The sequence below is a fragment of the Vibrio sp. 10N.222.52.C12 genome, assembly GCF_041474215.1.
In the GTDB taxonomy this organism is placed as follows: Bacteria; Pseudomonadota; Gammaproteobacteria; order Enterobacterales; family Vibrionaceae; genus Vibrio; species Vibrio crassostreae_C.
This window is the reverse complement of record NZ_JBFRTR010000028.1, coordinates 1-23,936: the sequence shown is the minus strand read 5'-3', so window position 1 is coordinate 23,936 and position 23,936 is coordinate 1. Positions and strand designations below refer to the sequence as shown.

19 protein-coding genes are annotated in these 23,936 nt (G+C 44.5%); 9 read left to right on the top strand and 10 right to left on the bottom strand.

All coding sequences use genetic code 11. The features are described 5' to 3' along the window. Positions 1 to 580: cyclic nucleotide-binding domain-containing protein (locus tag AB4623_RS05790; RefSeq protein ID WP_372145947.1), on the bottom strand; the 580-nt coding region annotated here is incomplete at its 3' end. 150 nt (positions 581 to 730) lie between these two features. On the opposite strand from AB4623_RS05790, the gene AB4623_RS05785 reads away from it, so the two are divergent. After that, entirely contained in the window at positions 731 to 1,372 is a 642-nt protein-coding gene (locus AB4623_RS05785; protein WP_052878179.1) for an outer membrane beta-barrel protein, read from the top strand. 123 nt (positions 1,373 to 1,495) lie between these two features. Here the strand turns inward: AB4623_RS05785 and AB4623_RS05780 are convergent, their stop codons facing one another. The 3 genes from AB4623_RS05780 to AB4623_RS05770 form a co-directional block, all read right to left on the bottom strand. Next, positions 1,496 to 2,686, bottom strand: coding sequence for an amino acid aminotransferase (locus AB4623_RS05780; protein WP_019822582.1), 1,191 nt, complete (start codon positions 2,684 to 2,686; stop codon positions 1,496 to 1,498). Positions 2,687 to 2,888: 202 nt separating this feature from the next. Next, positions 2,889 to 4,430 (bottom strand): HD-GYP domain-containing protein, encoded by a 1,542-nt coding sequence (locus tag AB4623_RS05775; RefSeq protein ID WP_102428577.1) that lies wholly within the window; start codon positions 4,428 to 4,430, stop codon positions 2,889 to 2,891. Between the two features lie 249 nt (positions 4,431 to 4,679). After that, positions 4,680 to 4,979, bottom strand: coding sequence for a hypothetical protein (locus tag AB4623_RS05770; protein ID WP_017060414.1), 300 nt, complete (start codon positions 4,977 to 4,979; stop codon positions 4,680 to 4,682). Between the two features lie 218 nt (positions 4,980 to 5,197). On the opposite strand from AB4623_RS05770, the gene AB4623_RS05765 reads away from it, so the two are divergent. Together AB4623_RS05765 and AB4623_RS05760 are read left to right on the top strand one after the other, a co-directional pair. Then, positions 5,198 to 6,601, top strand: a complete 1,404-nt coding sequence (locus tag AB4623_RS05765; RefSeq protein WP_017065418.1) for a PLP-dependent aminotransferase family protein — start codon at positions 5,198 to 5,200, stop codon at positions 6,599 to 6,601. 127 nt (positions 6,602 to 6,728) lie between these two features. Beyond that, positions 6,729 to 6,935 (top strand): hypothetical protein, encoded by a 207-nt coding sequence (locus tag AB4623_RS05760; protein WP_004734707.1) that lies wholly within the window; start codon positions 6,729 to 6,731, stop codon positions 6,933 to 6,935. A gap of 135 nt (positions 6,936 to 7,070) precedes the next feature. On the opposite strand, the gene asnS is transcribed toward AB4623_RS05760, so the two are convergent. Continuing rightward, positions 7,071 to 8,471: an asparagine--tRNA ligase gene (asnS, locus tag AB4623_RS05755; protein ID WP_017060416.1), complete on the bottom strand. Its 1,401-nt coding sequence runs from the start codon at positions 8,469 to 8,471 to the stop codon at positions 7,071 to 7,073. Between the two features lie 557 nt (positions 8,472 to 9,028). Between asnS and AB4623_RS05750 the strand changes: the two genes are divergently transcribed. After that, entirely contained in the window at positions 9,029 to 10,519 is a 1,491-nt protein-coding gene (locus AB4623_RS05750; RefSeq protein WP_017068770.1) for a SulP family inorganic anion transporter, read from the top strand. 94 nt (positions 10,520 to 10,613) lie between these two features. Here the strand turns inward: AB4623_RS05750 and AB4623_RS05745 are convergent, their stop codons facing one another. Beyond that, entirely contained in the window at positions 10,614 to 12,236 is a 1,623-nt protein-coding gene (locus AB4623_RS05745; protein ID WP_017065420.1) for a methyl-accepting chemotaxis protein, read from the bottom strand. A 501-nt stretch (positions 12,237 to 12,737) separates the two neighbouring features. Between AB4623_RS05745 and AB4623_RS05740 the strand changes: the two genes are divergently transcribed. After that, positions 12,738 to 12,935, top strand: a complete 198-nt coding sequence (locus tag AB4623_RS05740) for a hypothetical protein (protein WP_048611631.1) — start codon at positions 12,738 to 12,740, stop codon at positions 12,933 to 12,935. 81 nt (positions 12,936 to 13,016) lie between these two features. Beyond that, a complete protein-coding gene (locus AB4623_RS05735; protein WP_017060419.1) occupies positions 13,017 to 14,159 on the top strand; it encodes an amino acid permease in 1,143 nt (380 codons plus the stop codon). Positions 14,160 to 14,292: 133 nt separating this feature from the next. Here the strand turns inward: AB4623_RS05735 and AB4623_RS05730 are convergent, their stop codons facing one another. From AB4623_RS05730 to AB4623_RS05720, 3 genes are all read right to left on the bottom strand, one after another. Further along, positions 14,293 to 15,654 (bottom strand): L-serine ammonia-lyase, encoded by a 1,362-nt coding sequence (locus AB4623_RS05730; RefSeq protein ID WP_017060420.1) that lies wholly within the window; start codon positions 15,652 to 15,654, stop codon positions 14,293 to 14,295. Between the two features lie 120 nt (positions 15,655 to 15,774). Next, positions 15,775 to 17,028, bottom strand: a complete 1,254-nt coding sequence (locus AB4623_RS05725; RefSeq protein ID WP_048609200.1) for an aromatic amino acid transport family protein — start codon at positions 17,026 to 17,028, stop codon at positions 15,775 to 15,777. Between the two features lie 309 nt (positions 17,029 to 17,337). Then, positions 17,338 to 17,937 carry a CoA pyrophosphatase gene (locus tag AB4623_RS05720; protein WP_372145945.1) on the bottom strand — a complete coding sequence of 200 codons (600 nt, stop codon included), beginning with the start codon at positions 17,935 to 17,937 and terminating at the stop codon, positions 17,338 to 17,340. Between the two features lie 303 nt (positions 17,938 to 18,240). Here AB4623_RS05720 and AB4623_RS05715 point away from each other — a divergent pair, with 303 nt between their 5' ends. Beyond that, positions 18,241 to 18,783 carry a heme NO-binding domain-containing protein gene (locus tag AB4623_RS05715; RefSeq protein WP_065584176.1) on the top strand — a complete coding sequence of 181 codons (543 nt, stop codon included), beginning with the start codon at positions 18,241 to 18,243 and terminating at the stop codon, positions 18,781 to 18,783. A gap of 1 nt (position 18,784) precedes the next feature. After that, entirely contained in the window at positions 18,785 to 20,503 is a 1,719-nt protein-coding gene (locus AB4623_RS05710) for an ATP-binding protein (protein ID WP_372145943.1), read from the top strand. A gap of 162 nt (positions 20,504 to 20,665) precedes the next feature. On the opposite strand, the gene pabB is transcribed toward AB4623_RS05710, so the two are convergent. After that, positions 20,666 to 22,045 carry an aminodeoxychorismate synthase component I gene (pabB, locus tag AB4623_RS05705; protein WP_017065426.1) on the bottom strand — a complete coding sequence of 460 codons (1,380 nt, stop codon included), beginning with the start codon at positions 22,043 to 22,045 and terminating at the stop codon, positions 20,666 to 20,668. A gap of 254 nt (positions 22,046 to 22,299) precedes the next feature. Between pabB and AB4623_RS05700 the strand changes: the two genes are divergently transcribed. Beyond that, positions 22,300 to 23,817: a fumarate hydratase gene (locus AB4623_RS05700; protein WP_102320448.1), complete on the top strand. Its 1,518-nt coding sequence runs from the start codon at positions 22,300 to 22,302 to the stop codon at positions 23,815 to 23,817. Positions 23,818 to 23,936: the final 119 nt, after the last annotated feature.

Sequence of the window (23,936 nt, the reverse complement as noted above, 5' to 3'; positions counted from 1 at the left end):
CTTCAACGATTTCTGGGTCGATGATCAACAAAGAGGAAACATTATCCTGTGCCATCATGGTCGCAGCTTGCTGAATCGTGCGCGTTTTTTCGATCATTGGTGCTTCGCTGGTCAGCAGCGTTTTAACCTTGGATGTCGTTAAGTCGTTAGCGTCGTTGCTGTCTGAGTTGGCTTGGCGCAGTCGCGCGTTATCTTCTACTTCTACGAAATCGGCAAAGGAGTCGTAGTTGTCGTAGAGCTCTTGGAAGATAGGCTCAGGAATACAGTAAAGCAGGGTATCTTCGGTGGCTTTAACTGGGAAACGCACCTTGTTGTTGGTCAGTAGGCCCATTTGACCGAACAAGTGGCCTTCATCCAGGCGGTTATAGAGTTCGCCTTTACGGCGGTAGACTTCGACTTCGCCACTTCGAACGATGTATAAGTCATGAATTTGATCACCAAAGTGAATGATAGGGGTATCTTGGCGGTAATAAGAAATTTCCACGCTACTGGTCACTTTCGCCAACATCTCCTCAGGGAGTTCTGTGAAAGGGGGGTATTGTGCCAGAAAGTTTTGAATCTCTAATAACTCAGCATCCATAATGATCATCCATTGGTTTGTATGATTTCATGGTACAACATTTGATAATATTTTGCCGTCACAAATCAATCTGTGAGCTAAAACCTTTTTAAAGTCTTATGGATAGACTAACCTTTCAATTAATGGAGTGACAGTTTAAGGATGATAGGAATGTCGAAGTGGAAGCTTAGTTTTGTATCTGCGGTTTTTATGTTTTCTCCAAGTTTGTGGGCGGACACTAACGCGGTGGATATTTTGGATTACGACCATATTTATGCCACGGCGCATTCGGGCAGTTTAAATGAAGATGCAGGCAGTAATAACAATGCCTCGTCGTATGGATTAGGCGTCAGTTACGCGATGACGGATGATTGGTTGTTGCTGGGAGACTACAGCGCACGCTTTATTCACCCTGATGACACCACAACTCGAATTGATACGCTGATGCCAGGTGTTGGTTACCGTTACAGCATTAAGAAAGATTTAGATATAGTGGCTTACTACCTGCTTGGTATCACTAAGGGTAAGGTTGAAAATAATGACACCAACCAAACTGAATCTTCAGACACTGAGTTCATCCAAGGGGTAAAAGCTGAGCTTAACTATGGCTTTGCGAAACGTTGGATTGCCAATGGCAGTGTGCAAGTGAACCGAAGTGACCTGTTTGATGAAGAGATCTATCACTTAGGTTTACGTTATCTAGTGACCAACAAGTTTGCGATTGGTGGGTCATACCAACATCGAGATGGTGAAGGTAAAATTCGTAGCGAACGAACCAATGAGTTGGGTGTAGAGTTTTTCTTAGAGTATTAACTTACAAAGTATCTAAACCTGAAAGTCGAGACACAAAAAAGCCAGCTTAATTGCTGGCTTTTGCATATCTATCGGTCTGCAAGAGCAGGTTTCTGGTCTGTAAATACAGGTTTCACTTTACGATTAAAGAACCGCAGCGATACCTTTACATAGAGGACCCATGTTCGACTTAGTCATACCAGCAACACTGATACGGCCAGAGCCAACAATGTAGATTGCGAATTCGTCTTTTAGGCGAGTTACTTGCTCTTTGCTTAGACCTGAGAAAGAGAACATGCCGTTTTGACGTTCGATGAATGTGAAGTCTGCATCAACACCTTCAGATTTCAGTGTTGTTACGAATAGCTCACGCATCTCTTGGATACGGTCACGCATTTCTGCTACTTCTGCTTCCCATTCAGCACGTAGATCAGCATCACCAAGGATGTGAGTAACGACAGCACTGCCGTGCGCTGGTGGGTTAGAGTAGATAGAGCGAATAATGCTCTTAACTTGAGAGAACGCTGTTGTTGCTACGTCTGCAGATTCTGCAACCAGAGTGAATGCACCAACACGCTCGTTGTACAAGCCGAAGTTCTTAGAGAACGAGCTAGCAACAAGGATCTCTTTGTTGTATTGAGCAAAAATACGTAGGCCAGCAGCATCTTCTTCAACGCCTTTTGCAAAACCTTGGTAAGCAAAATCGAATAGAGGCAGCAGTTTTTTCTCAGCAACCAGCTTAGCAAGAACTTCCCACTCTTCAGTTGTTGGGTCGATACCTGTTGGGTTGTGACAGCAGCCGTGAAGAAGAACGATATCGCCTTCAGAAGCTTTCTCTAGGTCAGCAACCATGCCTGCGAAGTCTTTGTCTTTTGTTTCAGCGTTGTAGTAGCTGTATTGAGCTGTCTCGATACCCGCAGCAGCGAAAACGCCGTTGTGGTTTGCCCAAGTTGGGTTACTGATCCAGATTTTTACATCGCCCAGTTGGCGCTTGATGAATTCACCCGCTACGCGAAGTGCACCTGTACCACCTGGAGCTTGTGCTGTTTTAGCGCGTTGAGATGCAACGATCTCTGCGTCTGAACCGAAAAGAAGTTTCTGAACCGCTAGACCGTATTCAGCCGTACCTTCAATCGTTAGGTAAGATTTGGTTTTTTCGTTTTCAAGAAGTGCAGCTTCTGCTTTCTTTACTGTTTTAAGTACAGGCGTTTGACCATCTTCATTTTTGTAGATGCCAACACCAAGGTTGATTTTCTCTGCACGAGAGTCTTTTTTAAACTCTTCAGTAAGGCCGAGGATAGGATCGGCGGGAGCAGCTAACACTTTTTCAAACATAATCTTCATCCATGTCAATTGAGAGGGGATAGTATCTATGGGTAGTTATACCTGTATGGAATTTTTAAGACAATACGAAGTGAACAGAAAGGCTAAAAAAAATCCATTTCAATCAGATTTATTGACTAAAGAGGGTATTTGATAACAAAACACCCTACGGATTAACCTATAGAGTGCAAGAAGTTAGTGGTTTTTGAATAGATTACGCTGGTTGAGCAATAAAGCTTTCGCGCTCGAGTTCACTGGCTACATTTTTGCCATCTTTGTAGGTCGCGGCAATTGAAACAAACGCTTGTTCAACTGCTAGAAAAGCTTGGATAACTTGCGGATCAAAATGCGTCCCATTGCCCTCTAAGATGATCTGTTTGGCTTGTTCATGAGTAAAGGCTGGCTTGTAAACGCGTTTCGATATTAGCGCATCATAAACATCGGCCAACGCCATCAAACGGCCAGATAACGGGATATCTTCACCAGACAACTGATTAGGATAACCACTGCCATTCCATTTCTCGTGGTGAGTCAGAGATATCTCCTTTGCGACTCTTAAGAAAGAGCTACTTCCCAACTGCTTTTCTGCAATAGATAACGCTTCAGCCCCAATCGCGGGGTGACCTTTCATTATCTCAAACTCTTCGTCCGTCAATTTGCCCGGCTTCAATAACACACTATCAGGAACACCTACTTTGCCCACGTCGTGCAAAGGCGCAGATTTGTAGAGCAACTCGATGTAGTTTGGAGTTAACAAGCTTGAGTGGGTTTCTGATTTGCTGAGCTCTTGTGCGAGCACCTTGACGTACTCTTGAGTTCTTAGGATATGTGCGCCCGTTTCATTGTCTCGAGATTCAGCCAATGCCGATAAGCTCACAATGGCCACGTCACGTGTGGTTTTCACTTCGTTTTGCGCGGTTTCAAGGCTATCAAGCATGGTATTGGTCATAGATGCCATTGATCCAAGCTCGTTGTAGCCGAAAATAGGTAAGCGAACGCCTTGCTCGCCATTGGTGACTTTGTTTAATGCGTGCTCTTGGCTTAGGAGAATACGCTTAATTAGCTTGCTCCAAAGCGTCATGATGGTTATCGCGTAGCCACCCAGTACCACAGCCAAATAAATAAACTCTTTGATCACGCTGATCTTGCCGGTGCCATCCAATAAGCGGTCAGGGTTGTGTTCTAGCCAGAAGATGTCTTTGACAGCAATCATCGTCAACATAGTCGTCAGTGTTACCAGAAGCACGATAACCAAGCCTATCATCTGCTTGACCAGTGAACTTCTTTCACCAACCAGTTGGAAGTCGAATTGTCCAGTCGTCTCCATTTTATCCATTTGGCTGAGCTTGGCATTCAATTGAAGAATGGTTCCGGTAAAGAAGCCGAATAGACTCATGCCAAACAGCACCTTCAAATTACTATCTATGGTGAATTCATAGCTTAAGTTGTAGTAGAGCGCGAAAGGCACACTTGCAGCAAAAAATAGCAGGGTATCGAGTTGCGCGAATCGGCCTTGCTTGACCAAGGTATGTTGCGCCAATGGGTAACGACGTGCGAGCCATAATAAGATAAACACAATACTGACTTGTGTGAAAATCTCTAACGTCGTTAAGCTATCGAGCATAGGGCACACCCGACTGCCATAGGTGCCAAACAGCACGCCAGCAATGACGTATAACTTAGTCGTTAGCGATTGATTGTAATTTGAAGTATCCATCGGTAAGCCTTTGTTCTCATTCTTATTAGATTTACGCATTCATTGATTCACGACTTTAGAATTGCGAATGATTAGCATAAGTGACGTGAATAAGACCGGAAATTCTATCGATAGCTTTCGTGGATTGATACAAGAAACTGGTTTGTGTTAGAGATTTGTTAGCTAGGTGGGGGTTATTGCAGCATTTTTATGAAGATACTTGAATAGCCTCGGTCGAGGTTCGAGGCTATTCAGTCTGTGTACTGGTTAGAATCGCGAGTGATTGAGTTTGCTATCTACTTTACCCCGTTACTTTTTGAGATTGATTTCAGCTTCGATTGAGCCGGTTTCAATCTCAGGGTGAGACGCTAGTTTGTCTGCAGCCCATTGGTTGATGTGTTTCAGAATAGCAGACACCGCGTGTTTTTCCGTTGGTGCTTGGTCTTGTTCGACATCGATCTTTTGCTTTGGATGTGAGCCTGTCGCATCTTCAGCAATATGGAGCCAATCTGGGTGCCAGTAATATGGCTGACCGCTCGGTGTTGTCCAACTGTGAACACCGTTTGACTCTCCTTTATAACTTAATTGGTCTGCTTCTATTTTTTTCATTGTTATCTCGCATGTTTTTGGGTTACATCAAATTATTGAGGTAGAAAGCCAACTTAGCTCCTACCTTGGGTACAAACTTAGCAAAGCTTACAAAGTTATCTGTGAACCAATTCACACTATTGTGGAAATTAGGTGCGATCATATGGATAGCAGCAATAGTTGTTGGCGTAAGTGATAAAATCACCGGCTCACAGAATTTCTCTAGGTAGTACAATTAGATGGCGCGTTATGAAGAGCTTGCAAAGGATATTCGAACTCAGATAGCCAACAATACGTGGCGATCCGGAGAGAAGATCCCTTCGGTACGCATGAGTTGTCGAAATTACAACGTCAGCAATAGTACTGTCTTACAAGCCTACCAGTTGCTAGAAAGCGAAGGGTGGATCATCGCTAAACCTCAGTCGGGCTACTTTGTAGCGCCAAGGCTGGACGGCGTTGACTACGCACAGCCACTCGTTAGTGAAAAGAAAGCCATTAATGACCGCTTATTTGATTTCTTGAAGTCGAGTTCAGCCGAAGGTGTGATTCCTTTCGGCTCTGCATTCCCAGATCCCGACCTTTTCCCGTTACCTACCTTGACTCGAAACCTTGCCAGCGCGGGTAGGAAGATGACTGGCGCGAGTGTGATAAATAATTTACCACCGGGCAGTGAGTCCTTGAGAAGGCAAATCGCACAGCGTTATCTGCAGCAAGGGATCACGGTTAATCATCAAGACATCGTGATTACGTCGGGTGCTATGGAGGCGCTCAACTTGAGCCTGCAAACGGTCACCAAGTCGGGTGATAACGTCGTGATTGAGTCTCCCGCATTCTATGGTGCTCTGCAGGCTGTCGAGAGGCTCGGGCTTAACCCGATCGAAGTGGACGTTTGCCCAATCAATGGGTTGAATATAGAGCAGTTTGAAAACGCGCTACAAAACCAAGATGTTAAAGCGTGTTGGCTGATGACGACTTTTCAAAACCCAACGGGAACCAGTTTGTCGGAACAGGCAAAGCGCCGTGTGGTAGAGATTGCAGAACAGCATGGAACCTACATTATTGAAGATGACGTGTATGGCGATCTTTATTACGAAGGGCATAAGCCGAAGCCACTAAAGGCCTTCGATAAGACCGATTCCGTCTTGCTTTGTGGGTCGTATTCAAAAAGTTTGTGTCCTGGTTATCGAGTAGGGTGGGTTGTGAACACGCGTTTTAACGACGCGATTCAAAAGTTACAGCTTCTTTCTACGTTATCGAGTAGCGCTCCTGTTCAACTTGGTGTCGCTCATTTCTTAACGCATGAAAGCTACGACAATCACCTTCGTAAACTGCGTAAAAACCTTGTCGTCAGGAAAGAGCGATTTATCGATGTCATTAAGCAGTACTTTCCGCATTCAATAGAGATTGAAGAGCCGGCTGGTGGTTACTTGATATGGATTCGCTTTTCTGAAAAATTCGACAGCCAACAGTTTCATCAACTGGCTATCGAACAAGGTATTAGCGTTGCATCTGGCGATCTGTTTAGTGAGCATGGCAGAGTGGATAACGCGATACGATTGAACTTCTCTTATGAACTGACAGAAGAGAAAGAACAGGCGCTCATCTGGCTTGGCAAACTGGCACATCAACTTACGCACTCGTAAAACCTTAAGTCCCTCATAAAAAAGACAATCATTCCAACTGTACGGGTTGTTTGTGGGGTAACTGTACGCCTAATTGACCAAAGAGTTGTGATTCAATAACGGTAGACCAAATATTGGAGATACCGTTATGTTGAAAATGACTATGGGAAATGAAGTTAAGCTGATTATTGTCGCTATTGTGTGTGCGCTTCTGCTTATTCTCGGCCACGTACTGCTGGCAAAAGCATTCGCTGATATGGCGTGGGCGGAATACACCACTGCCGCGATCCCATTCGTTATGATGGCAATCTGCGGTCTTGCAATAAAATACGCTATCGACCAAGATGTGGATTAGCTTTTGAAATAATGAGTCTCAGATAGTGGTACGCAGAAACAGCCGTCGTCTCGTTTTATTCCGAACATAAAAAAACCTCCGCAAGTGCGGAGGTTTTTGTTTGTTCTTAACTTTTAATATCGAATAGGTTTCGAATTAGAAGTTTGCAGAGCGTGGTGTACGTGGGAATGGAATCACGTCACGAACGTTACCCATACCTGTTACGTAAGATACTAGACGCTCGAAACCAAGACCGAAACCAGCGTGTGGCACTGTACCGTATTTACGTAGGTCGCGGTACCAGCTCATGTGCTCAGGGTCGATACCCATAGCAATCATACGCTCGTCTAGAATGTCTAGACGCTCTTCACGTTGTGCACCACCGATGATTTCACCGATGCCTGGTGCAAGTACGTCCATTGCTGCAACTGTTTTGCCGTCGTCGTTTAAGCGCATGTAGAAAGCTTTGATGTCTTTCGGGTAGTTCTTAACGATAACAGGTGCTTTGAAGTGCTCTTCAGCTAGGTAACGCTCATGCTCAGAAGACATGTCGATGCCCCACTCAACGTCAAACTCAAATTTCTTACCAGAGTCTAGTAGGATTTGGATTGCGTCAGTGTAGTCAACTTGTGCGAAGTCAGCGTCAACGAATTGCTCTAGACGAGTAATTGCTTGCTTGTCGATGCGAGAAGCGAAGAATTCAAGGTCGTCGCGGCGCTCTTCAAGAACAGCAGCGAAAACGTACTTAAGCATGTCTTCAGCCAGTTTCGCTACATCGTTAAGGTCTGCAAACGCAACTTCAGGCTCAACCATCCAGAACTCAGCTAGGTGGCGGCTTGTGTTTGAGTTTTCAGCACGGAACGTAGGACCGAACGTGTAAACCTTGCTTAGTGCACAAGCATAAGCTTCAGCATTAAGTTGGCCAGATACTGTTAGGAACGTCTCTTTACCGAAAAAATCTTCGTTGAAGTCTACGTCGCCTTTTTCAGTGCGTGGTAGGTTTTCCATGTCTAGCGTAGAAACACGGAACATTTCACCTGCGCCTTCTGCATCAGATGCAGTAATAAGCGGAGCAGAAGTCCAGAAGAAACCTTGCTCGTGGTAGAAACGGTGAATCGCTTGAGATAGACAGTTACGTACACGTGCTACTGCGCCAATCACGTTTGTACGTGGACGTAGGTGAGCAACTTCACGAAGGTACTCGATAGAGTGACGCGTCTTAGCCATTGGGTAAGTGTCAGCGTCTTCAACCCAGCCTACAACTTTAACGTCAGTTGCTGCTAGTTCGAAGTCTTGACCTTTCGCAGGAGACTCAACAATCTTACCCGTTACTTCAACAGAGCAGCCAGTTGTTAGCTTTAATACTTCGTTTTCGTAATTATTAAGATTATTAGGAACCACGGCCTGAATCGGGTCGAAACAAGAGCCGTCATAAATGGCAAGGAAAGAGATTCCAGCTTTGGAATCACGACGTGAACGGATCCAGCCGCGAACAGTTACTTCACTGTCTACCGCTAGCTTGCCGCCAAGTACGTCTGTTACAGGCGCGTAAGTCATGTTGATTTCATTCTCCATTGAGGGACAAATTCAACTCAAAGTCTCTGGCATTGCTGCAAATAAATATACATTTGCACAATAATTAGCCGAAACATTAAGTTGTATAAACTTTTTAAATCGATTGAACATATTACCTGTCATACCGACAGCTTCAACCTTTATTCTTGCTTGGTGAAAGAAATATTGTGTCTACTGACGATAAATAGGTTTGAGGGTGTGTTTTTTGTTCGATCTTAGCGTCAGCCTTACCTTTCACCCTATGTGAGCTGCTGAACGAGCATGGCGTAATCGAAACCTTTGTTTTCAATAATGGGAGTGTGATTGTGTTGAGACTCACTCTATATTGGCGCGGATTCAGTCATTTTGGACTTGATCACCTTCTTAATTTCCCACTAAAGTACAAGAGGAGTTTAATATCTACGTGTTAATTACGCCGCCTTAACCCCTGCATTCTCTCTACACCCGCACTTTTCGAGCGCTCGCTCATTCAAGAAAAACAGTCGATCAAATTATGTCTCAACAAGGCAGGACTGGCTGTACAAGTAAAAGAGAATTACATGCTTAATTATTTAAAAAAACACTGGTTATCAAACGTTAAAGGAGATTCATTATCTGGGATTGTGGTTGCACTCGCCTTGATCCCTGAAGCCATCGCATTTTCAATTATTGCAGGCGTTGACCCTAAAGTAGGGCTCTATGCCTCGTTCTGTATTTGTGTCGTCACTGCTTTGGTTGGCAGTCGTCCGGGAATGATTTCCGGTGCAACAGGCGCTATGGCGCTACTAATGGTCACTTTAGTGAGAGAGCACGGACTAGAATATCTACTCGCCGCTTCATTTCTAGCTGGCGTCATTCAGATCGCAGCTGGTTATCTCAAGCTTGGTAACCTGATGAATTTCGTTTCCAAATCGGTGATTACTGGATTTGTTAACGCGCTCGCCATTCTAATTTTCATGGCCCAACTTCCTGAATTAATCAACGTCCCTTCAAGCGTTTACGTGTTAGTCGCTTTGGGTTTGGCGATCATTTATCTGCTTCCTTATTTCCCCAAGTTTGGTCGCGCAATACCTTCTCCACTGGTCGCGATTGTTACCCTGACAATCATTAGTTTGCTCTTCGGCTTAGATGTGAGAACGATTGGCGATATGGGCAAGCTTCCCGATTCACTGCCTGTGTTCTTGATTCCTAATATTCCATTCACGTTTGAGACGCTTGCAACCATCCTGCCATATTCGATTGCTCTGTCTCTGGTTGGCTTGTTGGAATCCTTGATGACAGCGACCATAGTCGATGACCTGACTGATACTGAAAGCAATAAAAACAATGAGTGTAAAGGGCAGGGCGTTGCGAACATCGTGGCTTCCCTTTTTGGTGGAATGGCGGGCTGCGCAATGATCGGTCAGTCGATCATTAACATCAAATCAGGTGGCTTAACCCGATTGTCCAGCATGATCGCTGGGGTGGTTTTGTTGCTAATGGTGGTGTTTGTTTCTGATTGGTTGAAGCTGATACCGATGGCCGCTTTAGTGTCTGTGATGATCATGGTTTCTATCGGCACATTCTCATGGCGTTCCATTGTTGAGCTTAAAGATCACACACTGCCAACCAATGTAACCATGCTAGCAACCGTGGCGGTGGTGGTGTTTACTCATAATTTAGCAATAGGTGTTGCGGTTGGCGTGGTGCTGTCGGCTCTGTTTTATGCACATGCCAGCAAATCCATGGTGTTTATATCCGATGAAGTCGTGACAAACGAAATGCACACCATTCACCGAGTAAAAGGCCATGTCTTCTTTGCTTCGTCAGATGCGTTTGTCGACTTATTTGATTATGACAACGCGACCTCTTTAGTGACCATCGATATATCGGATGCCTCATTCTTAGATAATACCTCGGTCGAGGCGCTTGATAAGGTTGTGTTCAAGTTCCGTAAAAAAGGGGCTTACGTTGAAGTGTCAGGAATGGATAGCGTGAGTGCGAACCTGATAGTCAAACACGCAATGTATCACAAGCATAAAGACTTAACCGCGGTTTCCATTACGCACTAATCTTGGTTTAAGGTACTTTTAAAGCCTGAAAGCCTGAACTAGACATTGTTATGAAGTTAAAGCGCTCATTGTTGAGCGCTTTTTTGTTGGCGATCTATGACTTCTTCTTTGTACTCGACAAAGTAAACTGATTAATCAGTGACTCAAGGTGATCAGACAGCTCTTCTAAGTCATTGCTGATGTTGCGAGTTTCAGCCGCGGATTGCGACGTGTTGTTGGCGTGAGAGGTGATGGTTTCAACCTTTTGTTGAACATCTTGAGTCGCTTGTGTGGTGGATTGTGTTTGCTGCTGAATATTCTGTGCGTGAGCCAGCACCTGTTTCATCTCTTCGACCACACCATTCATTTCAATTGAAAGTGCGTCGATATCGGTTGAGCTTTGATGGGCTTGTTCGCAAACGCGATCGGCAGAAGTCAGCGACTCTTCGCTGCCTTGCTGGAACTGATGAATGATTGACTCAATACTGCCTGTTGCTTCAGCGGTTCGTGATGCAAGATGGCGAACTTCATCAGCCACCACCGCAAACCCACGACCTTGTTCTCCCGCACGTGCCGCTTCAATTGCTGCATTCAAGGCCAGAAGATTGGTTTGGTCAGCAATGCCACGAATCACACTCAATATTGAAGAGACCTCTCCGGTTTGCTCATTGAGTGTCAGTATTTTGTGTTTCACTTCTTCTATGCTGCTAACGAGGTTTTTTATCTCACTGCTTGCTTCGTGTGCTTGGTTGGCACTCTTACACGCCACATCAGCGGTGTGATTGATAAGCTCTGAAGCTGTTAAAGTCGCTTGTTCTACATTGACTTGCTGTGCCTGTATTCCTTCGACATTGTGTTGCACTTCTGCGGTTTCGCTTTGCTGGTCGCTGGCGGCTTGCTCGGTAATTTGCGCGACACTAGTCAGTTGGTTGGCAGACGCATTTAACTTGTGCGAGGTGCTTTGTACCTTTTCTAAGCTGTCAGATACGGTTCCCATGAACGAGTTGATGGAGTTAGCCAGCGTGCCAATCTCATCCTTGCTTTGTTCCGGCAGGCGAGTGGATAGGTTTTTATCGTTGCTGACTTGGGTCATAAAGCGAGAAGTCTGTTGCAGCGGGCGCACGATAATCTTACGAATTAATCCCATCGTAAGGACAAATCCGGCAAACGAGATCACTGCCATAATGCCAATAGCAGCCATGGTTTGAGTGTTAATCAGCGAGTTAACATGGTTAAGGTTATATTCGAGACGAATCGCACCCAAGACTTCACCTTCTGGTGCCATATGACAGGCGACACAATTGGTTCCTCGGTAATCTTCACTCGACTTCATTGGCAGAGCAATAACCAAGCCTTTGCCCCAATCAGCAGAAAAAGGTTCGATAACGGTTTCACCCGCTAGCGCTCGTTTATCAATATCGTCAACCGGTGTTTGGTTGTCATTACCTGGGCCATATAACTTGCTGACAGCGTCGGCGCGTAAAACACGAACGTCTTCAATGCCTTCTTGAGCCAGTGCTTTCTGACGAAGGGTCTCTTTTTGTGCCATGGTGCCGGTGAGCATCATCATATTGAGGCTATCGAAGTAGTTACTTGCTTTGTCGTGAAGCTGCTCACTTAACACTGAGTTTACAAGTTGCTTTTGTTGCGAATATTGGAAATAGGTCGATATTGCCAGCAAAAAAGTGAACACGATGGCGAGGGCCACTAGGATTTTAAAGGTGATTGTTGAGCGCATAAGGTGTTTGTTTTTATTAATTATAATGACGCAAATACTGTACTAGTAAGAATTCCTACCACCTATGGGGTATAACGAATTGTGTGACCACACTCCGGTTGTGGTTATGTTTCTGTGATGTAGCGAGTTTGTGTCGTGTCTGATGTTGAAATGGAACGCGCTTCAAGCTCCTCGCTGTTCTTAAAACAGACTGTTGTTTTGGGAAAATTGAAGTGCAGCATCGAGTTTTGATTGTGCTGATAATTAGAAAAGCCTAGGTTGTTAATTAGCTCGATGTATTTGTCCGCTTGTCTTTTATCAATAAAGACTATTGTTTTAGACGACTTAGTGGTCAATTTATATCCAAATGGTTGTTTTGTTCAATTTAATAGCAAAAATTGTGGTTATAGCGTTGTGTTTCGAGGCTCATTCGATAAGATGAAAAGACCTCTATGATAGAGGTAGGGCAGCAACGGATACGCTGCTTCAAATACTATGGAATGTGACTTATTGGACACATACATGAAATTCAAGATTACATCACCGATTATTGAACCTACGGAAGGTTCACCACATCAGTTAATGCTTACTCACGCTTCTCGTTTTACCTCTTTTAAGACAAGCTCCCCTTTGAACGCCCTGTTCGACAACGTCTCTGCACGCTTCTTTACCGCTTATCGCTCCTATTGTTATTCGTTTTATAACTTTATTTCTATCTGAACTCCTTTGTCATCCGCTCGATGAACGAAGACTCACATCTATAAAAACTAAACAAATAAGTTAAAAACAATGAATATTAAAATGATGGGTAGCTCCCTAATTATCGCTGGTACCGCTCTCGGTGCTGGTATGCTTGCGATCCCAATGGTATTAGCTCAATTCGGATTGCTTTACGGCACACTGCTTATGGTACTGATCTGCTTCGGTACGACTTACGCAGCATTACTACTTCTAGAAGCGACCATCAAAGCGGGTGGCGGTCTAGGATTAAACTCTATTGCCCGAAAAACCTTGGGTAAACAAGGTCAGTTGCTTACCAACGGCTTGCTATACGCGTTGTTGATTTGCCTATTAATGGCTTACATTCTGGGCGCAGGTGACTTGCTGAGTAAGTTACTGTCTAACTTTGGCGTCGAAATTACCGCGACTACCAGCCAAACCGTGTTTACCTTGCTTGCTGGCGCAGTAGTCGCAAGTGGTACTGGTGTGATTGATAAGCTCAATCGAGCATTGTTCTTCGTGATGCTTGCTAGTTTGTTTGCAACCATGGCCTTCTTAGCGCCGAGCATGACTCAAGAAAACTTGATGCAGGTAACCAGCCATGACCACGTTGACCTAATCAAAACCAGTGCCATCCTGTTTACGAGCTTTGGCTTTATGGTGGTGATTCCAACCTTGGTTTCTTACAACCACGAAGCGACAGACAAACAGCTGCGTAACATGGTGATCATCGGTTCTCTGATCCCATTAGTGTGTTACTTGTGTTGGTTGTTTGCGGTAGTGGGTAACTTGAGTGAAGAGCAATTCCGTAGCTTTGAGAACGTATCAGATTTGATGGCGGCGTTTGAGGCTCAGTCTCCTTGGGTGGGTAACGTCTTGTCTACCTTCACTGGCTTGGCGTTGTTGACTTCTTTCTTTGGCGTAGCAATGGCGTTGTTCAACCAGAACAAAGACATGTTCAACCAAAATACAGCGGTAACGTACTGCATTAGCTTTATCTTGCCGTTGGCGGGTTCATTGCTTGCGGCAGACAAGTTCCTACAAGTGCTGAATTACGCAGGCATCATCTTGGTGTTCCTAGCGGTGTTTGTTCCTCTGGTTATGGTTCACAAGCAGCGTTTCATGAAAGTTGCTGATGACCGATACCGAGCAGAAGGTGGCAGCGCAATGATGTTGTTCTCACTGCTGTTTGGTTGCTTCCTGCTTATCTCACAAGTGATCTAGTTCTTTGGTCCATTATCTAAGATGCGAATCGAGCATCTTAGATATAAGTGGCCGGAATTCAGATACAAAAAAGGAACGCATCGGCGTTCCTTTTTATTATCTGCTGATTAAAAACAGATTGATTCAAAGGCTATCAACAAACAACCTTAACAGCCAAACCACCTTGAGAAGTCTCACGGTATTTAGCGTTCATGTCTTTACCTGTTTCTAGCATTGTTTCGATAACTTTATCTAGAGAAACAGTAGGAGCAGAAGAGCGACGAAGCGCCATACGAGTCGAGTTGATTGCTTTAACTGCAGCAATACCGTTACGCTCGATACATGGTACTTGTACTTGGCCAGCAACTGGGTCACATGTTAGACCTAGGTTGTGCTCCATGCCGATTTCTGCAGCCATACATACTTGCTCAGGGCTACCACCCATAAGCTCAGCAAGACCAGCAGCAGCCATAGAGCATGCCACACCAACTTCACCCTGACAGCCAACTTCAGCACCAGAGATTGAAGCGTTACGCTTGTAAAGACCACCGATCGCGCCAGAAGCTGCGAAGTAACGGATGTAATCTTTCTCTGTCACTGTTTGGATGAATTTATCGTAGTAAGCCAATACAGCAGGGATGATGCCACATGCGCCGTTTGTTGGTGCCGTTACTACACGACCGCCAGCTGCATTTTCTTCGTTTACTGCGAAAGCAAACATGTTTACCCAGTCAACAACCGACATTGGATCATTGGTTGTTTTTTCTGAAGTCATTAGCTGTTGGCGAAGTGCTGCTGCACGACGAGGTACACGTAGTGGACCTGGCAGGATACCTTCAGTATTCATACCGCGATCCATACACTCACGCATCGTTTTCCAGATGTTAGCGAAGTAAGTGCGAGACTCTTCGTCTGAGTGGAATGCTGCTTGGTTTTTCATAACCAGTGTACTGATAGAAAGACCGCTTTCTTTACACTGATTAACCAGCTCTTCAGCTGTTGTGAATTCGTAAGGTGCTTTGATTGGGTTTTCTTCTTCTTTGCCGAAGTTCTCTTCGTCAACGATGAAACCGCCACCAATTGAGTAGTACGTTTTTGAGTATGCAACTTCGTCACCAACCCATGCATGAATGCTCATGCCGTTCTCGTGTAGAGAAAGGTTGCTAGTGTGGAAGTTCATACCGCCATCGCGTGGGAACGATACTGTATGACAGTGCATGCCAACAGGAAGGCGCTCAGTTTCTTCTACGCGAGCAATGAAGCCAGCAATAGAATCGATATCAACACGCTCAGGAGTATTGCCAGCAAGACCCATGATGATTGCGATATCTGTGTGGTGACCTTTCCCTGTCAGTGATAGTGATCCATATACGTCCACGGTGATTTTAGTGATGTCGCGCAATTTTCCCATTGAACGTAGGTCATCAATAAATTCTTTACCCGCTTTCATTGGTCCAACTGTGTGTGAGCTCGATGGACCAACACCGATTTTATAGATATCAAATACACTAATCATAGCGATTACCTCAAAAAGAGAGCCTCCCAAGGGAAGTCGGGAGGCTCATTTATTATCATTATATTTTTTGTCTAATCTCGCGATATAAGATGGATGCCATCTTATAAAAACGGCTTGAGATTAAAGAGCGCCGTAGATTACAGAACTAATAGCCGCTAGACCACATAAAGCTGTAAAGATTTGCACAGGTGCTGAAGTTTTGTACTTAGCCATAGCTGGTACTTTCTGCATCGCGAACACAGGCATTAGGAACAGGATAGCTGCAATCATTGGAGCACCCATTGTTTCAATCATACCTAGGATACTTGGGTTAACTACTGCAACAATCCAAGTTGTAACAACGATGAACGCTAGAGATGCTTTTTCAATCTTAGAGATTGAAGAACCAGAGCGAGACTTGATTAGACCAACAAGACCTTCGTGAGCACCTAGGAAGTGACCGAAGTAGCTAGAAGTAATCGCTGCGAATGCTACAAGAGGACCCATGTAAGAGATAAGTGGAGACTCGTGAACGTTAGCTAGGTAAGAAAGAACAGAGATGTTCTGTGCTTGCGCTGTTGCTAGTTGCTCTGGAGATAGAGAAAGCACTACAGAGAATACGAAGAACATTACAAAACCCATCAGCATCATTGCTGCGCCACCAGTGATCGCGTCAGTTTTCTTAACTGCGTCATCACCGTATACACGACGTTGCTCTTTAGAGAACTGTGAAATGATTGGGCTGTGGTTGAAAGAGAACACGATGATTGGAATAGCAAGCCAGATAATAGAAGGCATTGTTGACCATTCTGGGCTTACGTCCATCATTGAAGTGTTCCAATCAGGAACTAGGTAAAAAGATAGCGCTAGTAGGATGAATACTAGTGGGTAAACCATTGCTGAAGTTGCTTTAAGCATCAGCTCTTTACCGAATACAACACCTGCTGTCATAGCAAGGATAAGTGCACCAGAAAGAAGAGGACGTGGAATAGATTCCATACCCATTTGGTTTACTAGGAAAGAATCAACTGTGTTTGTGATACCAACACCGTAGATAAGAACGATCGGGTAGATAGCGAAGAAGTAAGCAAAAGTAATAATGTTTGCGCCAGTCTTACCGAAGTGCTCTTCAACTGTGTCTGTAATATCAGCTTCAGGGTTTTTAGCAGACAGTACGAAACGAGCTAGAGATTTGTGTGCGAACCAAGTCATTGGTGCCGCAATTAGAGCTAGGATAACTAATGGCCAAAAACCACCCGCACCAGCTTTGATTGGAAGGAATAGTACGCCAGCACCAACTGCTGTACCGAATAGTGATAAACACCAGGTAAAATCTTTATAGTTAAACTTGCTTGAATCTTTAACGGCATTTGCCGAAGAAGTTGTTGTGTTCATGTTAAATTACTCATTTTTTGGGAACAGGAAATAAGTCGGGGCTAATTCTGCAGAATTTTCTTCTGCAAAAAATAGATCTAAATCATGTAATGAAACGGCGTGTCACATGATATGCGAAAAACGGATTTTTGATCACGAAAATAGCGTGCCACAGGTGATTTATGTTTATGCTTGGTATTACTTTTATTTATGCGAAAGGCGGGGTTGTATAGATTTATACCAGGGAAACGTTTGCGTAAAATTGCATTAATAAATCTGTTCCATAGAAAGTCTGGATTTTGTTAACAGAGATTAAACAAAACGTAGTTGCTATGTGATTCGTTGCAGTACGTGTTGCTGCATTGAGTGGATGATTTGCGCCGTAACGCCCCAAATTAGGTGCTCTTGGAAGGGCATAGCAAAAACTCGATGCTTGATTTGTTTAAAGTTAACAGTGTGGCTGTGTAACTTGGCTTGGTCTAAAACATAGGTAGCGGGCACCTCAAAAATTGAGGCAACTTCGTTCTCATCGATGATGGCTTTATAGTCAGGATCGACCATGGCAACAATCGGCGTCACAGAAAATTTACTAATAGTACTCAATGCAGGTAATTGCCCAACAATTTTAACTTGATCCGATCGAATTCCCACCTCCTCATGGAGCTCTCTGAGTGCAGTGAATTGCATAGAAGGGTCAGAAAGTTCGTGTTTACCACCAGGAAAGCTGACTTGGCCGGGGTGATGCTTTAAATGAGCCGCTCTTTTAGTAAAAATGACATGTAAACCATCTTCTCTTTCAACTAAACCTACCACCACTGCCGCTTTACGTAATTGCTCGCCACTGATGTGCGAAACACGCTCTACTGACTCTGGGTGATAGCCAACGGTAGGGTTAAGTTGGAATTGCTGAAGGAAGTTTTCTTTATTCATATCAAGCCAATATATTGATTATTATGATTTTAATTATAGACATAACCGTGGGTTGATTACCAATATTGAGTTTTTCTTCATTCACTTTCCCTCTTTTAGTTATCAATTGGGCGTCATGAGAGGCTGTTTACCGATGAATCTCCTCAAAATGACGATTTTTGCTATATTCAATATGTGCATACAGGCGAGTAAGCGTTACCCATGTCATAAAATTGGGTGACGAAACGTAGATTTTTTGTTTAAGAATTTGATAACAATAACTTAGTGGACCATTCTAAAAAGAAATAGAAGAAAAGGTATGAGATGAAAGGAATCATATTCACCGAATTTTTAGAGCTTGTTGAAGACAAGTTTGGGCTAGAGCTTTTGGAAGAAGTTCTAGAAATGTCAGAAGATGAAGGGATCTATACGTCGGTCGGCAGTTACGACCACAAAGACCTTGTCAGGTTGATTATCAACTTGAGTAAGAAAACCGATATTGATGCGGCAAGCTTGCAACGCGTGTTTGGGCAGTCTGTATTTAAGAACTTACTGGCCTCATTACCGAATAAAGCGAGCCTTGCTCACAGCAATACCACCTTTCAATTTATTCAGCACGTAGAGCGTTACATTCATGTTGAAGTGAAGAAGCTCTATCCAGATGCTGAGCCACCTGAATTCAGTTTTATCACCACGAACGAAGCACAACTTGTTTTTGACTACAAAAGCGCAAGGTGTATGTCTCATGTTTGCTTAGGGCTTATTGAAGGATGTGCTGAATACCACGGTGAATCTATCGCGGTGGAGATGACGCCACAAAATGATGACCAAAGCGTGGTTAGGTTTAATCTCAAAGTAGAAAAGTAATATGGATCTGGCATCTGCCCTAGAGAAGAAGCTTAAGCGTCAAATCGCGGCAAGGAAAGCGGCTGAAGGATTGTTGGAACAGAAGAGCCTCGAACTGTTCGAGGCTAACCAACAGCTTGAGCTTGCTTTGCGTCAGTTAGAAAAGCGCTCCAACGCGAATATACGCCGCATTGAATTCCAAGAACAAATCGACAACCTGTTGATTGATTTTGGGCGCGCGTTTCTAAGAAATGATCTCGATGATGTCATGCTATCTGAACTAACGACCAACGTGACTAACAGTTACTTAATCGAAGCCAGTCGTTTGATTCTACCTCCCAAGCTCATCCCTCAGTTACAGACCTATGATTATGGCGATGAGACTGTCGAGGTGTTAGAGCAAGACATTCAAGAACCTCATTGGCAAGACAACCTACTGACCGTGCCCTTAGAGGTTGAAAAAGTCATAGTTGGTGCGTTAATCGTCAGAGTCAGGTTGTTAGACCAAGACTACGAGTTTATCCAAAGCCAACTGTTGTTGGTCACGGACCTTATCTGCAGTGCCTTAACCCATCAACTAGCAATCAACCGAAATATTGAATCACGTAAACGAGCGGAAGAGTCCGAAAGGGCAACGCGTGACTTTGTGGCCATGATTAATCATGAGTTAAGAACTCCACTTAATGGCTTACTAGGCAGTGCCGAGTTGATCAGTGATACCGAACTGAATAGCTCTCAGCGTGAGATAGTGAACAACCTGAGCCAATCTGGAGAGTTTCTCCGAACCATCATTAATGATCTATTGGATTACAGCAAAATTAACGCAGGGATGTTAGAGCTTATTCCAAAGAAATTTGCCCTGAATGACTTGCGAAACACGATTGATAGTATTTTCGTCAATCGAGCAATCGAGAAGCAGCTTGAATTTAATATCAGTGTTGCGTCAAATGTTCCCTCCCATTTCCAAGGTGATTTAGAGCGCATCACTCAGCTGTTTGTGAACTTAATCGGTAATGCGATTAAATTTACAGAAGAAGGACATGTGAATGTCGATATCGAATGGGACAAAAACCAATTTGTTTTCTCTGTAGAAGATACTGGAGTCGGAATTGCTGAATCAGCACATAAGACGCTGTTTGAACCTTTTACGCAGGCAGATAACTCAAGTAGTCGGAACTATGAGGGTACAGGACTTGGGTTAGCGATTTGTCGCAAACTGGTGGCTCTGATGAATGGTGATATTGGGGTGACCAGTGTCGTTGGTTCAGGCACGACGTTTACCATCTCGATTCCTCTTCAAGTTGTCGATGTTCCGGCAGAGAGTGATAGTGTCGCCAAGGGCTTTGAGTATGAGGCGGAATTGTCACTACTTAAAGTGCTGGTGGTTGATGATATTAAGATGAACCAGATCATCATCCAACAGATGCTTCGTAAACATGAGATTGAACCAGCTATCGCAAGCAATGGTGTCGAAGGGTTTGAGCTCGCGTCAGACAACGAATACGACATTGTATTCATGGATTGCAGAATGCCTGTTATGGACGGGTTTGAAGCAACAGAGAAGCTAAGAGAGAAGGGTTACGTTAAATCTATTGTGGCACTGACCGCCGGAACGACATTGGAAGAACGCGAACGTTGTATTCAGTGTGGAATGGATGACATTTTGAGTAAGCCTTACACCGCCAACGATCTGAAAGAGATGCTCAAGAAGTGGGGTATCTCAGCGGTGAAGGTCGCTTAAACACGCGAATAAAGCGTTGTGAGTTATGTACTCTAACTTACAGACTAAAAAACCGAAGTGATCTTACGATCCTTCGGTTTCTTTTTATATCGAACTTTTGCTAGCCGTTAAGCTACGGAACTCGTCATTAAGTCGCGGAACTCGCAGTTAATGACACTAGGTTTAGCAATCTTCAAGTACCGGTAGAATTCGACTCAGCTTATCCAGTGTTTCTTGGTATTCAGAAGCACAATCACTATCAAATACCACACCACCGCCAGCCCAAGCATAAAGCGTGTTGTTCTCGGCGACTAATGTACGAATGGTAATACTGGTATCCATTCTGCCATTTCGGCTGATGTAGCCAATACTGCCGCAGTACGCTGAACGTCGATGCGGTTCTAACTCTTCAATGATCTGCATCGCGCGAACTTTTGGTGCGCCAGTAATCGAGCCTCCAGGGAAACAGGCTCTCAGAAGGTCAGTTGCAGAGTATTGGTCATCAAGGTCCGCTCGTATCGTGCTCACTAAGTGGTGCACGGCAGGGAAGCTTTCAATATCGAAGAGCTTTGGTACATGCACTGTGCCCGGTTTTGCTACTCGGCCAATGTCATTACGAAGTAGGTCGACGATCATCAAGTTTTCCGCCTGATCTTTATCGGCGCTTGCTAGGTCTTGCGCGTTGGCATTATCAATCATCGGGTCCTCAGAACGAGGTCGTGTGCCTTTGATTGGCTTGGTTTCAATGACGTTGTCTTTGAGTTCTAAGAAACGCTCTGGCGAAACACTGATGATTGCGCAGTCGGCCAAACGGATAAAACCCGAAAAGGGCGCTGAGTTGTACTGTTCTAACTTGTCATAAGCCAGCCATTCACTACCTTGGTATTGGGCATTGAAGCGCTGAGCTAAGTTAATCTGATAGCAGTCCCCGGATAACAGGTACTCTTGAACACTATCGAACTTAGTGGCGTAGCTCTCTTCGCTCATATTGGATTGCCACGGTGTGGTTAACCCAAAGGGCGCATGTGATAGGTGTGATTGAGCCATCTGCTGCATTAGCCAATCATGATGTTCATCGATATTGCTACCGACAATACACGCCGTTTTCAATTGGTGGTCAACGATAACAGCCCATTCATACAAGCCAACTGCCATGTCAGGTGCTTCAATATCACGCTTTGCGAGTGATGGAAGTGTCTCGACTCTGCGCCCTAAATCATAGCTAAAATAGCCTAAAGCGCCGCCAACGAATGGCAACTGAGTGTGCTCTTTAGTCGCAGGCAATAATTGTTGCTGATATTGGTCGAGTAGTTCGAAAGGATCAGAGTCTGAAACCTCGCACGTCTCATTAACATTAACGGTCGTTTCTGCACCGATTGTCTCGAAGGTGGCGATGGGTTGAGCAACTAAAATATCGTATCGACTATCAACGTGGCTTTCTGAAGCGGAGCGTAATAGCATTGCCCACGGCAGGTTTTCAATATGGGAAAACAGCTGTTTAGCTAAAGTTGATTGATATTCAAGCGGCTTGATTTGGATAGAGCGAAATTCGTTGTTATTCATTTGTTTAATTTGTGACAAAGAGTTCGATCACTGCATGGCGTGTGAGAGGAAGCAAGAGTATCATAAATTGAAAATAAAATGGGTTCTTGATTAGAACGGTGTAATCCAAGTGGTTTAGTTTAAAGCTATGCAAGCGATTGCTAAAGCAACTAAATACAGCTCAACACAATAAAAAGCTAAACCACCTAATTCGATTTGGCACATATAGTCAAACTGTGAACCCACATGGAACCAGAACAATAAAGAGGCATGCAATGACGGTTATTCGTAAGCAAGATGTGATCAGCAGTGTCGCTGACGCACTTCAGTACATTTCTTATTATCACCCTTTAGACTTTGTCCAAGCCCTAGAAAAAGCGTACGAGAAAGAAGAGAGCCAAGCAGCTAAAGATGCGATCGCTCAGATTCTTATCAACTCGCGCATGTCTGCGGAAGGCCATCGTCCAATTTGTCAGGATACGGGTATTGTTACTTGTTTCGTGAACATCGGTATGGATGTTAGGTGGGAAACGGATCAAACAGTACAACAGATGGTTGATGAAGGCGTTCGTCAAGCTTACAACAACCCAGATAACCCATTGCGTGCATCTGTCCTAATGGACCCTGCAGGTAAGCGTATTAATACCAAAGACAACACACCAGCGGTTGTCCACATTAATATGATTCCAGGCAACAAAGTTGAAATTCAAATCGCGGCTAAGGGCGGCGGTTCTGAGAACAAAACCAAGATGGTTATGCTGAACCCTTCTGATGATATTGCAGAATGGGTAGAGAAGACGCTGCCAACAATGGGTGCAGGCTGGTGTCCACCGGGTATGCTAGGTATAGGCATCGGCGGTACGGCTGAGAAAGCAGCTGTGCTAGCGAAAGAATCTTTGATGGAACACATCGATATCCAAGAGCTTATCGAGAAAGGTCCTGAGAACGCAGAAGAAGAGCTTCGCCTAGACATCTTCAACCGTGTAAACAAGCTTGGCATTGGTGCACAAGGTCTTGGCGGTCTAACGACTGTGGTTGACGTAAAAATCAAAACAGCACCAACACACGCAGCATCTAAGCCAGTTTGCTTAATCCCGAACTGTGCAGCAACGCGTCACGTTCACTTCACACTAGATGGCAGCGGCCCAGCAGAGCTAACGCCACCTAAGTTAGAAGAGTGGCCAGACATCACTTGGGAAGCGGGCGCAAATACACGTCGTGTTAACCTTGATGAAGTGACTAAAGAAGACGTACAAGAGTGGAAGACCGGCGAAACGGTTCTTCTGTCAGGTAAGATCTTAACCGGTCGTGATGCTGCTCATAAACGTATTCAAGGCATGCTAGAAAGCGGCGAAGGCTTACCAGCCGGCGTTGATTTCAAAGGCAAGTTCATTTACTACGTGGGTCCTGTTGATGCTGTAGGTGATGAAGCGGTAGGTCCTGCGGGCCCAACAACTTCAACACGTATGGATAAGTTCACTGACATGATGCTGAACGAAACTGGCATTATGGGCATGATCGGTAAAGCGGAACGTGGCCCTGCAACGGTTGAATCAATCAAAGAGCACAAAGCGGTTTACCTAATGGCGGTTGGTGGTGCAGCTTATTTAGTCGCAAAAGCAATTAAAAAAGCACGCGTTGTTGCGTTTGAAGATCTCGGTATGGAAGCGATTTACGAGTTTGAAGTTGAAGATATGCCTGTAACGGTAGCGGTTGACTCTAACGGCGTGAACGCACACCAGATCGGCCCTGACACGTGGAAAGTGAAGATTGCTGAAGCTGAGAAAGCGTAATTAATCGACGCCAAAAAATCGTAATTGTCGCTAACTTCAGCGTTTGAATTGCAATTTTTGACAGAAAGTTAAAGACAAAAGTGCAGCATTATCTGCACTTTTGTCTTATTATCAATGAT